Here is a 13,473-nt window from a genome sequence, read left to right as displayed (position 1 = left end):
TAGAATATTCCTCATTATCCCGGCCGGATTACCGGGGATAAAATAGCCGAAGGGTGCTGATTCGGCGTCTACTAATGCTTTATTGAGAATACTATACAAGTCTAATGGTTAAATCTGCTCCTTCCCCTATCGCAACACGTAAACCTTCCAAAGTAGAAGGAATCAAGGAAAATAGTAATTTTTTGCGTGAACCTATAGCAACTGAGATTCTTCAAGACACTACCCATTTTACTGAAAATGCGGTGCAGCTTTTGAAGTTTCATGGTTCTTATCAACAGGATAACCGTGACAACCGCACCAAGGGACAGGAAAAAGATTACCAGTTTATGTTGCGGACAAAAAATCCGGGTGGTTTAGTACCGCCGCAGCTGTATCTGGCTTTAGATAAAATAGCTGATGAGTATGGCAACCATACGTTACGAGCAACTACCCGTCAAGGTTTCCAACTGCACGGAATTTTAAAGAAGAATCTTAAATCAGCGATCGCCACCATTGTCAAGAACCTGGGTTCTACTTTGGGAGCTTGCGGCGACATTAATCGAAATGTGATGGCACCACCAGCCCCATTTAAGAATCGCCCAGAGTATCAGTATGCTTGGGAGTATGCCCAGAATATTGCTGACTTGCTGACAGCGCAAACAGGCGCTTATTACGAAATTTGGTTAGATGGGGAAAAAGCAATTAGTGCTGAAGAAGCCCCAGAAGTGAAGGCAGCCCGACAGCGCAATGGAAATGGGACAATTATCCATGACAACGAAGAACCGATTTATGGCACGTACTATATGCCTCGCAAGTTTAAAATTTGCGTGACGGTGCCAGGGGATAATTCAATTGATTTATATTCTCAAGACCTGACGTTGGTAGTGATTACCAATAAGAAGAAGCAATTAGAAGGATTTAATATTTTTGCGGGTGGTGGTTTAGGTAGAACTCACGGTAAAGAAGAAACTTTTGCTAGGTTAGCAGATCCTATTGGTTATGTGGCGAAGGATGACGTTTACGACATAGTGAAAGCGATTGTTGCTACCCAGAGAGATTATGGCGATCGCACCGATCGTCGTCATGCCAGATTAAAATATTTAATCAATGAATGGGGCGTAGATAAATTCCGTGCCCAAGTTGAAGAATATTTCGGTAAACCAGTCGAAGCCTTCAAACCACTGCCAGATTTTAAATATTACGACTTCCTCGGCTGGAATGAACAAGGTGATGGCAAACTATTCTTAGGAATTTCCATTGACAATGGTCGAATCAAAGATGAAGGTTCGTTTCAACTGAAAACCGCTTTGCGGGAAATTGTCGAGCAGTTTAACTTACACATCCGTCTGAGTGCCAACCACAACCTGATTTTTTACGATATCGAACCAGATAGTAAGGAAGCGATTCAAGACATTCTCAGCCGTTACGGTGTCGGAGACGACCCTAGTAAAATCGAACCTTTAGTGCGGTATGCAATGGCTTGTCCTGCTTTGCCCACTTGCGGCTTGGCAATTACAGAATCGGAACGGGCAATACCGGGTATTTTGGAAAGAGTTCGCGCCCTTTTGGATAAAGTTGGTTTACAAAAAGAACATTTTGTGATAAGAATGACAGGATGCCCCAACGGTTGCGCTCGTCCCTACTTAGCAGAATTGGGATTTGTCGGTAGCGCTCCAGAATCTTACCAATTATGGTTAGGGGGTTCGCCAAATCAGACTCGACTGGCACAACCTTACACAGAGAAACTGCACCACAATGACTTAGAAATCTTCTTAGAGCCAATTTTTGTTTACTTTAAGAAATCTCGGAAATCGAAGGAAAAGTTTGGTGATTTTTGCGATCGCGTTGGTTTTGATGCCATCCGCGAGTTTGCTGCTAGCTACGATCCTAACAGTGCTAATGGTGCAAACAAATCACGTCACCGGGTGAATTTGAAAGAAGAGGTTTATAGCAAGTTGAAGGAAGTAGCCGAAAGCCAAGGTAAGCCGATGACTCAGTTGGTGACTGAAGCACTAGAGACTTACTTCCAGAATCTTTCGTAAGCCGAAAAATTGAAGATAATGAAATAAAAGAGAGACACAGATAAATCCATCTGTGTCTTTCTCGCGTAAATCCTAATACAGTTAGGTAATACCAATTCTCCAAAAGGAGGCAACAGATGTAAATCAGGAAAGTCTTGCTGCATCTAAGTTTCTTGATTGCGTTAGCGTAGCGGAGCGAGCCTGCGAGCGTCATTGCGAATTACGAATTGCGAATTGTTATAACACATCCACAGGAAGACTCAACTATGGTAACGACAGCAAAATTCGCAGAAACTAGGGATGTGCTGCAAAACATTAGCTGGCAGACATTCAAAGCTATGCTGGCAGATATGGGATCTGAGCGAAATAAAAGGCTAGCTTATGACAACGGAATAGTAGAAATTATGACTCCGCTAATGCCGCATGAGAACTCAAACCGTCTCATCGAAGGTTTTGTTCTTGTGCTGTGTGAAGAATTTGGTTTAGAAGTTAAAAGCGCTGGCTCGTTGACTATGACGCGGGATGATTTGGAGCAAGGAGGTGAGCCGGACAGTAGTTACTATATCCAAAATGAATTGTTAGTCCGCAACAAAGAAAATATTGACCTAAATACAGATCCACCACCAGACATAGTACTGGAAGTAGAATATTCCAGATCCAAGATAGACAAGTTAAGCCTTTATGCTTCAATGGGAGTCCCAGAGTTCTGGCGATATAACGGAAATGTCTTGAGAATCTACGCCCTTAATAATGGGCAATACTCACAGAGCGATCGCAGTCCAACTTTTACACCTGTGCTGCTAACAGAGATTCCCCGATTTATCCAAGAAAGCAAGAAACTTGGACAAATAGCAGCAACTCGTGCTTTCCGTACCTGGGTGAGACAACAGATATCTACAGCAGGGCAATAATTTATTAAGAAAAATGTCTCAACTGCAAAGAATTGCGATCGCACCCTTCCAATTCCAACAAAGGCAAATTTTGCTCACAAAAGAACAACAGCATTATTTGGGGCGTGTGTTGCGCTTGCGTGAAGGCGATCGCTTTATTGCAATGGATGGTAAAGGAAAATGGTGGTTGGCGCAGCTAGCAGGGGAACAAGCACGGGTTTTAGAAGCGCTTTTGGTAGAAACAGAATTACCTGTATCAATTACGCTGATAGTGGCGTTGCCTAAAGGCAATGGATTTGATGAAGTTGTGCGGTGTTGTACAGAGTTAGGAGTAACTTGTATTGCACCAGTATTAAGCGATCGCACTTTGCTTCATCCTAGTCCTCAAAAGCTCGAACGTTGGCGGCGCATCGCTGCGGAAGCCGCCGAACAATCAGAGCGATCGTTTGTACCAACAATTTTAGAGCCTGTTGTTTTTGACACTGCTATAACAGCTAATCAGACAAGTCACCGTTATATTTGTGAGGCTCGCGGTGAGTATCCCCATTTAAACAAGGTGCTGAGTGACATTTCTGACGAGATTGTCATTGCTACTGGCCCAGAGGGAGGATGGACAACACAAGAAATTGAAAATGCGATTACATTTGGATTTCAACCTGTTTCTCTTGGTCGTCGCATCCTCAGAGCAGTTACAGCCCCAGTAGTAGCATTATCCTTGATTACCGCAGCTTGTGAAGTATAAATGATTTATAGCTCATGCAAAAGTGATTTTGCGCGAGACATTGATCCAGTGGATTGAAACATGATTGAGCAAGTTGCGATCGCCTTTGAGCATAAAGATTATCAAACAGCTGCTAAATTACTCAAACAGCTGTTAGTAGAATCGCCAGAACATCCTTGGGTACAATTTTATCTCGGTCGGCTGCATGAAGTATCTGGAAAGCTCCAGGATGCGGAAAAAGTCTATCGGCAACTGCTGCGAGATACGAGGAATAGTAGAATAGTGACCCTCGCGCGTGAAGGTTTGCGGCGGCTACAAGAAATTGAACTAGAAGAAAGACAAAGAGCTATTTCCCAAGCAACAGCCGAAGGGAATAACAGCGAACTTGGGGTACTAGTTTTAGAGCCACTCAGTAACGAACTCAAAACAGAAGCTTCTCGAAAATTTGCCCAAATTATGCAGCTAGACCCTTACACTGCAAGGCTGTTACTGCCAAGTCGTGGCTGGAGGTTGTACCGCACTGGTCAAGTAGGAGAACTAAAATTTTACGGTAAACAGTTACAGCAGGCTGGCATTCCTTGCTTTTGGGCAACAATAGCTCAAATTCAACAAATTCAAGTTTATCAAGTCAAATATTTCCAAGAATCTACTCCACAAGCTACTGTTATTTGCCGTAATGATCAAAATCAACTTGGTTCTCTCACCTTTAATTGGTCAGAAATCACAGCAAGAGTAGTAGGACTGTTGCCCATTTTTGAGGAAGTAGTAGATCGTGATGTACGCGGTAAACTAGAACGGAAAACTCAAACACAAGACTATGCTCAGTTTTGTGATTTACACATACCTGGTAGACGTTCCATTCTCCGACTTTATGATAATGGCTATGAATTTCAACAAGGATTAAAAATTATTTCTCAAGCTAGCCAAAATACAATCAGAATTAATTGGAATAGTTTATCAAGTTGGATTGAACAGCAATTACCTCAAGTCAAAATCTGGTCAGATTTCACGTCTTTTGCAGATACAACATTAGATCAAACAGAAATATTAAGTCATATCAAGTCTCACATCGATCTGTTTCGTAGAGAACAGACTAATTGGGATTCAGCTTTTCATTTGTATAGTGGACTGGTATTTGTTAAATAATTCGTAATACTCGCCTCCGGCGAAAAGCAAGCTACGTAATTTGTATTATCTACCTGAAGAACTCAGTTCATAAATAAAATTGGAGTGTTATATCAAATTTATGAATACAGTAAGTGATAAAAATCAACAAATAGGGAGTTTGTATGTCCAGTCTCCTCAAGGGGAGCAACTAGTTTTTCCGCTCAAGCATACAGAAGTTTTAGCAAAAATTGCAGGTAACTTATCACGAGTTGAGGTGATTCAAAGCTTTGAAAATCCCTTTACACAGCCTTTAGAAGCAGTGTATATCTTTCCGTTACCTGATGAAGCGGCGGTGGATGATATGGAAATCAAAATAGGCGATGCCTTCGGCAACCCCTCCGGTGTACACAGCATCAAAGGTAATATTAAAAAACGAACGTGTAGAAGCAGTTACAGAAACGGCCTTAACTTATCAACTGCTTTCTCAATACACCACTTTTGTTGCTGTCAGCGATGATGTGCGAGTTGAACCAGGAAGCGAATATGTATCTATGCAAGTGCCAGTGGAAATGCCTGAAGGAGTTAGTTACGAAGGAGTGTTTGGCAGTCCTCCGGGTGGTGCTGTTCTAAAGCAAATAGCATATTCAGTAGAACGAACTCCAGCAGAAGCTCCAGATTTTCTCCTGCAAAGGCGGTCGTTAAAGCAAAAAAAATCAGCCCTGCCTTCGCCAAAATTAGCAGCGCCCATCTCTCAGCAGTTAGAAGTTATCAGCGTAACTGGCTTGGATAAAACAGGAATTGCTGACTTAACCCAACACCTTCAACAACTAAACTTTCCTTCAGGCTTCACTGGTGAAATCGTTTTTGAGTTCACTGTCAACAATAGTCGCATAGCAGCGATAATGTTAGACGAGGAAGCCTCAACCCAAAAAGATGCAGTTGTAGTGGAGAAAATTAAGCGATCGCTCCTACTTTGGAGAGTTCCCCCATCTACAACTGGTAAAATTGTCTTAATATTGCGTATTCACACTTAACTTATTAAGTATAGAGACGCGAAATTTCGCGTCTCTATAATTTAACCAGGGGTTTTAACCTGACGTGCCATGTCTAAGTAAGCGCTCATATTCGCCCCTGGACGCCGACGACCATTAGAGCTAGTTGCTGAAGGAGCGAGATATTTAGGCGCAAAGGTAGTTTCCTTTGGCTCCTCTTTGAGGACTTTGGCTGCTGCGGCTTTTTCCTTTTTGCCAGGTTCAACTTTAAGACCCTCAGCAGTCTGAACAAGCGTAACATCGGCTGGTTTAGGATTTTTAGCTGGTTTTTCCTTAGTTTTAGCTGCGGCAGCTTTTGTTCCGTTCAATGAAGCTGGCTTGGATGCTTCTGGTGCTTCTGGTGCTTTTGGTGCTTCTGATATAACTGTCTCTGTTACTTTTTTAGCACTCGATACAACTGTCTCTGCTACTTTCTTTACGTTCGATGCTACTTCTTGAGCAGCATCTTTAGCAGCATCTTTGGCTTCGTCCAATTCCAAGAAGTAGCCGTTGCTTTTCTTCTTTCCTCGTAACAGCCCAGTAAAGAAATCCAAAATACCTGAAATTAACTTTTTGATAAAATCCATTACAATTACTCCTGCCTTTTACCTTTTATATTTGAAACTTGACCGTAATTGTTAAAAATTACGACAAAATGTTACATTTTCTACTTTGGGCCACCCCATTGTGGTGATAACCCTTATAGGTTTGTGTTTAATCAGCATTGTAGTAAAACTATAGGGCAAATCTTCTTTTGCAAGCACTTGCAACCTGTATATACCAAGAACTAATTATTAAATTTTACTGTAACTAAGAGCAAGATTGTGAAAGCAGGCTTTACAAAAATTAACATTTATTTGTTTGAAATTACTGATTGGAGAAAACAGCCAGAGGGGGGAGTGTCATAGCCTGTTGCCAAATAGCGCTGGCTATAAGTTAAATTTTATACGAACTATCTTTGGAAGCATTTCAGTTTTGCAAAAATGTCTTTTAAAGCATCCGAAAAGTAACAGCTTCAGTTTTTAGAGCAGTATGTACCTACAAAAGTGAAATATACCCCTTAATTTAGCCAGATTTTGTCAATGAACATTGAAAATCAACAACGCAATCCCGTTTTGTTAATACATGGGATTGACGATACGAGGGCAGTTTTCCAGAAAATGGCGGTTCACTTAGTATTACAGGGTTGGTCTGTACATTCCCTGGATCTCGTACCTAATAATGGTGATGTCGGTCTTGATGAGTTGGCAAAGCAGGTAGCAGATTATGTTACAGCCACCTTTGCGCCAGAACAAAGCCTAGATTTAGTAGGCTTCAGCATGGGAGGAATTGTCAGCCGTTACTATGTCCAGCGACTGGGAGGAATTAACCGCGTTCAGCGATTTATCACAATCTCTTCGCCCCATAATGGAACCGTGGTTGCTTATGGTTCCCGGCGTCCTGGTTGCGTACAAATGCGCCCCGACAGCATTTTTCTTAAAGATTTAAATTCTGATGCTGTAATGTTGGGGCAGCTAGATTTTACATCTATCTGGACACCTTATGATTTGATGATTGTCCCAGCAAATAGTTCACAAATGTCCGTAGGAAGCGAAGTCATAGTACCAGTTCCTCTACACCCTTGGATGCTGACAGACCCCAGGAGTTTAGCAGTAGTTAAAGCAGCTTTAGCAGAAGATATTAAGCTGCCCTTACTTAAAAAAGCATCTAGTCAGTAGCTAGAATGCTTGCCACCCTGGATTCATCTTTAATTACGAATTTTTCAAGCCCTATCGCCAATTTGCGTATGTTCGTAACTTCCAAAAATCGCCTCTGGGTGACGATAATACTTGAACTCCATAAGATTATAAAAAGGATCTTCTAAAAAGAAAGTGCGATGCTCAAGAGGAGAGCCAACAAAGCGGTTTTTGGTTTCCTCACGAAAAAGTAGCTGTTTTTGTTGTGCCTTTGTTAGTAAATCTTGCCAGTCACGTTCTTGGGTAAAAATTAGCCCAAAGTGTCTAGGATATATACTGTGTTGCGGTGTCAAGGATTCTTTGGTAACGTGAGCCACTAATTGATGACCGTAGAGATTAAGAATCAGGGCGTGATGGTTTTCACGACCAGGAATGCAACCCAACCCATCCACGTAATATGCTTTTGTTTGGGCAATGTCGGTTACAGGGAAAGCAAGATGGAATACAGTTTGCCTCATAGCTTGTGTGGAAAAGACTAGTAGTTAATGCTATCTATAATTTATGCTGTTAATCTTGATTGTGGTCAACTTGAACACAGTTTTAATTGGCATTAACTTATATCCTTTATCCTTATGAATAAGATTGGGGACTGAGTACCATTTCAGCCTAGAAATTGCTTTGAGTGTGTTACGCACTCGAAGAGTCTACTCAACTAAACAGAAGTTTTGCATTTTGTTTAATGCATGTTCTTTAGTCAATATTCCAGTGTCTATCTAAGACATTGTTTATCTTTTTACACTCAGCTTTCAGGGTAATGCCTACGAAATTTAGTTAATAATACAAACATATTACTTTAGCTGCGGAGGTGTCAAAAATTAAGCACTAGTAAGTCACAGCGTAAATAGAGCAACCATTTAAAATCTCTAAAGAGCTTATTCCATAATACTTTTGACTTTTGACTTCCGACTAGCGGTACTAGGGGTAACAAATTAGTTATTCTGTTGATATTCAGACAAAATTACTCATTGATTAATTGCTGATGTCATCCTTAATTGATTCTGTTAATCCCTGGTTGGTGGCGATAGGATTAAACACAATTCTATTGGGTTTAGCTTGGATTGCTCCGAAAAAGCTGCTTACTCCTGCTGGATTATTCCACGCCTGGTTTCTGGCGATCCTAATTTGGGTAACTCTAGGCTGGCAAGGATATGCAGTAGTAATGTTCTATTTTCTTGTTGGTTCTGGCGTTACCCGCATCGGAATGGCGCAGAAGGAGGCTGAAGGAATTGCCGAAAAGCGTTCTGGGGCAAGAGGCCCAGAAAATGTTTGGGGTTCGGCTTTGACTGGGGCGCTGTGTGCTTTGGGAGTAGGGATAATAAATTCGGGATTTATTGTACCTAGTTCCCCTCTAGTCCCCAATCCCCAGTCCCTATTATTGTTAGCCTATGTAGCGAGTTTCAGTACCAAGCTGGCTGACACTACTGCTAGTGAAGTCGGTAAAGCCTATGGTAAAAGCACCTTTCTAATTACCACACTCCAACCAGTGCCTCGTGGTACAGAAGGAGCAGTAAGCTTGGAAGGGACTTTAGCTGGGATTGTGGCTTCTGTAGCGATCGCATTTGTTGGTTGGGGAGTTGGTTTAATTGATCTATTCGGAGTAGCTTGGTGTGTACTGGCAGCATTTATTGCCACTAACTTAGAAAGTGTGATTGGGGCAACATTGCAATCTAAGTATACCTGGCTGACCAATGAGGTGGTAAACATTTTTAATACATTAATCGGTGCGATCGCGGCTGTGATACTCGCCTGGACATGGATAAGCATAATTAAGTAGACAGGTAAGAATAAACGATTACTTGTTAATGTTCCGCATAGCAAAGGTTTTCCATGTTAGTTGCTACTTTAGTCATATCAGCAATGCAGTCACTCGACTTGTAGCAACTGGCATAGAAAACTGCAAGAAACTATTCTTGATATGTTTTGCTTTATTTTCGCCTATCTACTTACCTGATTATTTCTCTGAATTTATAAAGATTTGGTTACACAACTGATTTTGCCTTATAACTGATATTTTAAATCCTGTTTTGTCCGCACTAGACCGTAAAAGTAATCATGGGAAATTATTTTATTTACTAGTTATATAATTTTTTGACCATTTAGATGTAATTAATTCATAAAATCTTTATCATATTTAATCATTAATGACCAGATGATTTTTATATGATTTAATTTAAAATTCGTATAAATGCTTAACCATTTTCACATAGTTAGTTCATGGAATCTTCATCATTTTTGACAATCAATGACAAAATAATTTCTATTGAGGAGGCAGTAAAGTACCTGCAAGCCTCTGGAAAATTGGGACAGTTCATTGGAGATATTCTCCGCCAGTACGTAATTGAAGAAGAAATCCGAACCCGAGACGATATTGAGATTGGTACAGCAATAACTGAACAGGCAATTATTGACTTTAGACTGAAAAACCAACTGATTGACCCCCAAAGTTTTCAAGAATGGTTAAAAGCCAACAACACAGACTACACTACCTTTCATACATCAGTAGCTTTTGGTTACAAGTTAGAAAAGCTAAAAACTGTAGTGACCCAAGCAAAAATCCCAGAATATTTTATTGAACGCAAGATTTTTTTAGATCGAGTGGTACTTTCTCGGATCGTTGTTGATAATCGAGAATTGGCAGACGAACTACACACCCAAATTGAAGAAGGAGGTAGTTTTGAGCAACTAGCTAAAGAGTATTCCCTTTCAGATGACCGAATTGTGAACGGCATGATGGGAATAGTCAGCCGAGGAAGTATGCCAGATATATTACGGGCAGCTATTGATGTGGCCAGTCCTGGACAATTGATCGGCCCAATAGAAATCGTTGGCAAAGACTCTCCCCAAGGAGAAGGGCCTTATGGTTTGTTTCGAGTAGAACAATTTCTGCCAGCGTCTTTAGAAGATACTCAACTAAATCTTGCACTACAAAATGAGTTGTTTGAGAAATGGCTAGCAGAGAAAATTCAAAAACTGACAGTCAAATTACAAGTGAGTTAAATATTCTGGATAATGAATCTTTACGATTAAAAGTGCTAGCTTCTTTGCCTTGGAATCAGCCACCGTTATGTTGGCTGACTCCCGAACAACAATCCCGATTGGAAAAGGAGTCTCAAACTCGTCAGTATCGTCTTGGAGAGAAAATCTGGTCAAACGATGTTGGCGGTTATCAATTCTTAATTGTGGCTGGGAAAGTCCGCTTACGAGAAGAAGGCGTTGGTAAACCTTTAGCAGCCCTAGATGTGGGGGACTGGTTTGGTGACTTCCAAAAGCTATCTGGGGATTTTAAAGCTGTAGCTGCTAGTAAAGAAGTAGTAGTAGTGTGTTGGCATACAGCACTGTGGGCAGAATTTTCTAACCCACAAATTCAAGAATTCTGGCAAGTGTTACCAGTGAATGTGGAGAGAGAGAAAGACACATTTTCCTTTTCTTCTACTCCTTCACTAGCACCAGCCTCAGAGGGAACTTCTAGCCCCCATAGCCTCCAACCCCAAAGAGGACTTCCATCTGCAAATCTGATCGTCTCAAGTTATCCTTTCGTTGCTAGTTGGAATACTGCTGCTGCCTGTTTAACAATGGTGGCGCAACAGTTAGAAAATTCTGTGCAACTGGAATGGGTGCAGCGCCAACTCAGAGGACAACGCCCAAAACAGGTTGTGGAAGCAGGAGAAAAGTTAGGGTTAGTGTTGCGGCGGTTACAAGTGAGTTGGGGTGAGTTGCGACAGTTATCATTTCCAGCTTTACTGCTGTGGAATTCTGATTCACCCCAGAGTCCATCTTGGGTGGTGGCTTATGGAATTAAAGGCGATCGCTTAATTATCGCTAACCCTCTAAATCCCGATCGCATTTGTGAAAGCTTACCGCAGTCGATAGTTGAAGCGTCTTGGGATGGACGATTGTGGCAAGTAGAACTTATATCCCAGCAAGAAAAATTTAACCTTAGTTGGTTCACCCCAGCAGTTTGGAAGTATAAGGGATTGCTCACAGAAGTATTGTTAGCATCTTTTACCTTGCAGCTTTTGGGGTTAACAACACCACTAATTACGCAAGTCGTCATTGATAAAGTGATGGTGCAGGAGAGTTTGCCGACTCTCGATGTAATGGCGATCGCACTTTTGTTCGTAGCCATATTTGAGTCCGTACTTGGCATTCTGCGCTTATTCATCTTTACCCATACAGCTCGTCGTCTGGATTTGAGTTTATCTGCACAGCTATTTCGCCATCTGATGCGTCTACCATTAGCTTATTTTGAGTCGCGGCGCGTTGGAGACACAGTAGCACGAGTCCAGGAACTCGAACAAATTCGTCAGTTTCTCACAGGTACAGCATTAACTGTGATTCTGGATAGCATCTTTGCTGTGGTGTACCTAGCATTGATGTTTTACTATAATATCCCACTCACTTTTGTAGCTTTAGCAGTACTGCCACTATTTGCCACATTAACGATAGTTGCAACACCAATTCTGCGTAACTGGCTCAACGAAACTTTTAACCGGAGTGCCGATAGTCAATCCTTTCTAGTAGAGACAATCACCGGAATTCACTCCGTTAAAGCCCATGCAGCCGAACCAGTAGCCCGCGATCGCTGGGAAGGCTTATTTGCTCGCTTCATTCGCACAGGTTTTAAAGCTTCTACTACCTCCAATATCAGCAGCAATATTGGTGACTTCCTCACCAATTTTTCCACCCTGCTGATTCTCTGGTTTGGCGCGAAGTTAGTCATCGAACAAAAACTTACAGTTGGACAACTAGTTGCCTTTCAAATGCTCTCTGGTAGAGTCACAGGCCCACTTTTGCGCTTAGTACAGTTGTGGCAAACCCTCCAACAAGTGCTACTTTCTGTAGATCGCATTGGTGATATTCTCAACGTCTCTCCAGAAGCTGAACTGGGAACTGGTCTAGTTTTACCACCCCTAAAAGGTCAAGTCACCTTTGAGCAAGTATTTTTCCGCTACCGGCCAAACTTTGATGCCATTCTGCGGGGAATATCTTTCAATGCCGAACCAGGGCAATTTGTTGGTATTGTCGGACGTAGCGGTTCTGGTAAAAGTACTCTGTCTAAACTATTGCAACGCCTTTATCAAATTGAATCAGGACGTATCCTTATTGATGGTTTTGATATAAAAAGTGCCGATTTAGCATCACTGCGGCAACAAGTTAGTGTAGTTCTCCAAGAAGACTTTTTATTTAACGGTTCCATTTTGGAAAATATCACTCTCGGTAGTCCCGACATTACCGCAGAGCAAGTAGTAGAGGCGGCAAGACTAGCAGTAGCCCACGACTTCATCAGTCAATTACCCTACGGTTACGAAACTAATGTTGGCGAACGCGGTACCGCTTTATCTGGTGGACAGAGACAACGTATTGCCCTCGCAAGGCTATTTCTTTCTCAAGCGCCAATTTTAGTTTTGGATGAAGCTACCAGCGCTTTGGATAGTGAAACTGAACAACAAGTACTGCAAAACCTGCAAAAAATTTCTGCTAATCGTACCGTGTTTTTAATTGCTCACCGCTTTGCCCCTCTCAAACGTGCTGATTTGATTTTGGTGTTGGAGCAAGGCGTGATCGCCGAACGTGGTACACATTCACATTTATTGCAACAAAAGGGTTTGTATTGGTCACTATATCAACGGCAGCAAGCAAACATTTAACTAATTTAAAGCTTGTGGCTACATAAAAGATAAACGTTTGAAAAGCGTCTTAAAGATAGCCTTTGGCGAATGGAGCATAACTCCATTCGCCATTTTAATTTTGATGGTTTTGATAATTACCCTCGCTCCAGCCTGAGTGGTGTAAATAATTTTATAGGCAGCGATCGCAGTCGTTTTAAAAGTAGTAACAGTTATAACTTTTTCTTCTTATTGTACTAGTGTACATTAATACATTTCAAAAATTTAAGATTTACTTGAGCAATTAACTTTTAACAAAAGCCATAGTTTTAAGAACATTTTTTGGTAATAAAATTAGCATTTTCTTATAGAATTTCATAGT

12 protein-coding genes are annotated in these 13,473 nt (G+C 41.4%); 10 read left to right on the top strand and 2 right to left on the bottom strand.

Annotated features, from left to right (window positions below):
- Positions 1–104: 104 nt before the first annotated feature.
- The 6 genes from sir to RMZ43_RS22010 all read left to right on the top strand — a co-directional run bounded on the left by sir (position 105) and on the right by RMZ43_RS22010 (position 5,752).
- Positions 105–2,021, top strand: coding sequence for a sulfite reductase, ferredoxin dependent (gene sir, locus RMZ43_RS22035; RefSeq protein ID WP_322655739.1), 1,917 nt, complete (start codon positions 105–107; stop codon positions 2,019–2,021).
- 245 nt (positions 2,022–2,266) lie between these two features.
- On the top strand, positions 2,267–2,911 hold the full coding sequence (locus tag RMZ43_RS22030; RefSeq protein WP_322655738.1) for a Uma2 family endonuclease: 645 nt from the start codon (positions 2,267–2,269) through the stop codon (positions 2,909–2,911).
- 13 nt (positions 2,912–2,924) lie between these two features.
- A complete protein-coding gene (locus tag RMZ43_RS22025) occupies positions 2,925–3,632 on the top strand; it encodes a 16S rRNA (uracil(1498)-N(3))-methyltransferase (RefSeq protein WP_322655737.1) in 708 nt (235 codons plus the stop codon).
- 60 nt (positions 3,633–3,692) lie between these two features.
- Complete coding sequence (locus RMZ43_RS22020; protein ID WP_322655736.1) at positions 3,693–4,757, top strand: tetratricopeptide repeat protein; 1,065 nt, start codon at positions 3,693–3,695, stop codon at positions 4,755–4,757.
- Between the two features lie 100 nt (positions 4,758–4,857).
- Positions 4,858–5,235 carry a VIT domain-containing protein gene (locus RMZ43_RS22015; RefSeq protein ID WP_428850916.1) on the top strand — a complete coding sequence of 126 codons (378 nt, stop codon included), beginning with the start codon at positions 4,858–4,860 and terminating at the stop codon, positions 5,233–5,235.
- Positions 5,120–5,752 carry an after-VIT domain-containing protein gene (locus RMZ43_RS22010; protein WP_428850915.1) on the top strand — a complete coding sequence of 211 codons (633 nt, stop codon included), beginning with the start codon at positions 5,120–5,122 and terminating at the stop codon, positions 5,750–5,752. Before RMZ43_RS22015 ends, RMZ43_RS22010 begins: the two co-directional genes overlap by 116 nt.
- A 41-nt stretch (positions 5,753–5,793) precedes the next feature.
- Here the strand turns inward: RMZ43_RS22010 and RMZ43_RS22005 are convergent, their stop codons facing one another.
- Entirely contained in the window at positions 5,794–6,336 is a 543-nt protein-coding gene (locus tag RMZ43_RS22005) for a hypothetical protein (RefSeq protein ID WP_322647023.1), read from the bottom strand.
- 495 nt (positions 6,337–6,831) lie between these two features.
- Between RMZ43_RS22005 and RMZ43_RS22000 the strand changes: the two genes are divergently transcribed.
- Positions 6,832–7,467 (top strand): esterase/lipase family protein, encoded by a 636-nt coding sequence (locus RMZ43_RS22000; RefSeq protein WP_322655734.1) that lies wholly within the window; start codon positions 6,832–6,834, stop codon positions 7,465–7,467.
- A 44-nt stretch (positions 7,468–7,511) separates the two neighbouring features.
- On the opposite strand, the gene RMZ43_RS21995 is transcribed toward RMZ43_RS22000, so the two are convergent.
- On the bottom strand, positions 7,512–7,943 hold the full coding sequence (locus RMZ43_RS21995) for a VOC family protein (protein WP_322655733.1): 432 nt from the start codon (positions 7,941–7,943) through the stop codon (positions 7,512–7,514).
- 521 nt (positions 7,944–8,464) lie between these two features.
- Between RMZ43_RS21995 and RMZ43_RS21990 the strand changes: the two genes are divergently transcribed.
- The 3 genes from RMZ43_RS21990 (at position 8,465) to RMZ43_RS21980 (ending at position 13,133) form a co-directional block, all read left to right on the top strand.
- Positions 8,465–9,259, top strand: a complete 795-nt coding sequence (locus tag RMZ43_RS21990) for a TIGR00297 family protein (RefSeq protein ID WP_322655732.1) — start codon at positions 8,465–8,467, stop codon at positions 9,257–9,259.
- A 440-nt stretch (positions 9,260–9,699) separates the two neighbouring features.
- Complete coding sequence (locus RMZ43_RS21985) at positions 9,700–10,482, top strand: peptidylprolyl isomerase (protein WP_322655731.1); 783 nt, start codon at positions 9,700–9,702, stop codon at positions 10,480–10,482.
- On the top strand, positions 10,431–13,133 hold the full coding sequence (locus RMZ43_RS21980; RefSeq protein ID WP_322655730.1) for a type I secretion system permease/ATPase: 2,703 nt from the start codon (positions 10,431–10,433) through the stop codon (positions 13,131–13,133). The genes RMZ43_RS21985 and RMZ43_RS21980 overlap by 52 nt, the downstream gene beginning before the upstream one ends.
- Positions 13,134–13,473: the final 340 nt, after the last annotated feature.

Origin of the sequence: Nostoc sp. CmiVER01, assembly GCF_034531135.2 — a bacterium.
Taxonomy (GTDB): domain Bacteria; phylum Cyanobacteriota; class Cyanobacteriia; order Cyanobacteriales; family Nostocaceae; genus Nostoc.
The sequence above is the reverse complement of the archived record's forward strand: the minus strand, read 5'-3'. Positions and strand labels throughout refer to the sequence as shown.

Coding starts and splice junctions, on each gene's coding strand:
- sir (WP_322655739.1), top strand. CDS start 105: ATGGTTAAATCTGCTCCTTCCCCTATCGCAACACGTAAACCTTCCAAA.
- RMZ43_RS22030 (WP_322655738.1), top strand. CDS start 2,267: ATGGTAACGACAGCAAAATTCGCAGAAACTAGGGATGTGCTGCAAAAC.
- RMZ43_RS22025 (WP_322655737.1), top strand. CDS start 2,925: ATGTCTCAACTGCAAAGAATTGCGATCGCACCCTTCCAATTCCAACAA.
- RMZ43_RS22020 (WP_322655736.1), top strand. CDS start 3,693: ATGATTGAGCAAGTTGCGATCGCCTTTGAGCATAAAGATTATCAAACA.
- RMZ43_RS22015 (WP_428850916.1), top strand. CDS start 4,858: ATGAATACAGTAAGTGATAAAAATCAACAAATAGGGAGTTTGTATGTC.
- RMZ43_RS22005 (WP_322647023.1), bottom strand. CDS start 6,336: ATGGATTTTATCAAAAAGTTAATTTCAGGTATTTTGGATTTCTTTACT.
- RMZ43_RS22000 (WP_322655734.1), top strand. CDS start 6,832: ATGAACATTGAAAATCAACAACGCAATCCCGTTTTGTTAATACATGGG.
- RMZ43_RS21995 (WP_322655733.1), bottom strand. CDS start 7,943: ATGAGGCAAACTGTATTCCATCTTGCTTTCCCTGTAACCGACATTGCC.
- RMZ43_RS21990 (WP_322655732.1), top strand. CDS start 8,465: ATGTCATCCTTAATTGATTCTGTTAATCCCTGGTTGGTGGCGATAGGA.
- RMZ43_RS21985 (WP_322655731.1), top strand. CDS start 9,700: ATGGAATCTTCATCATTTTTGACAATCAATGACAAAATAATTTCTATT.
- RMZ43_RS21980 (WP_322655730.1), top strand. CDS start 10,431: ATGGCTAGCAGAGAAAATTCAAAAACTGACAGTCAAATTACAAGTGAG.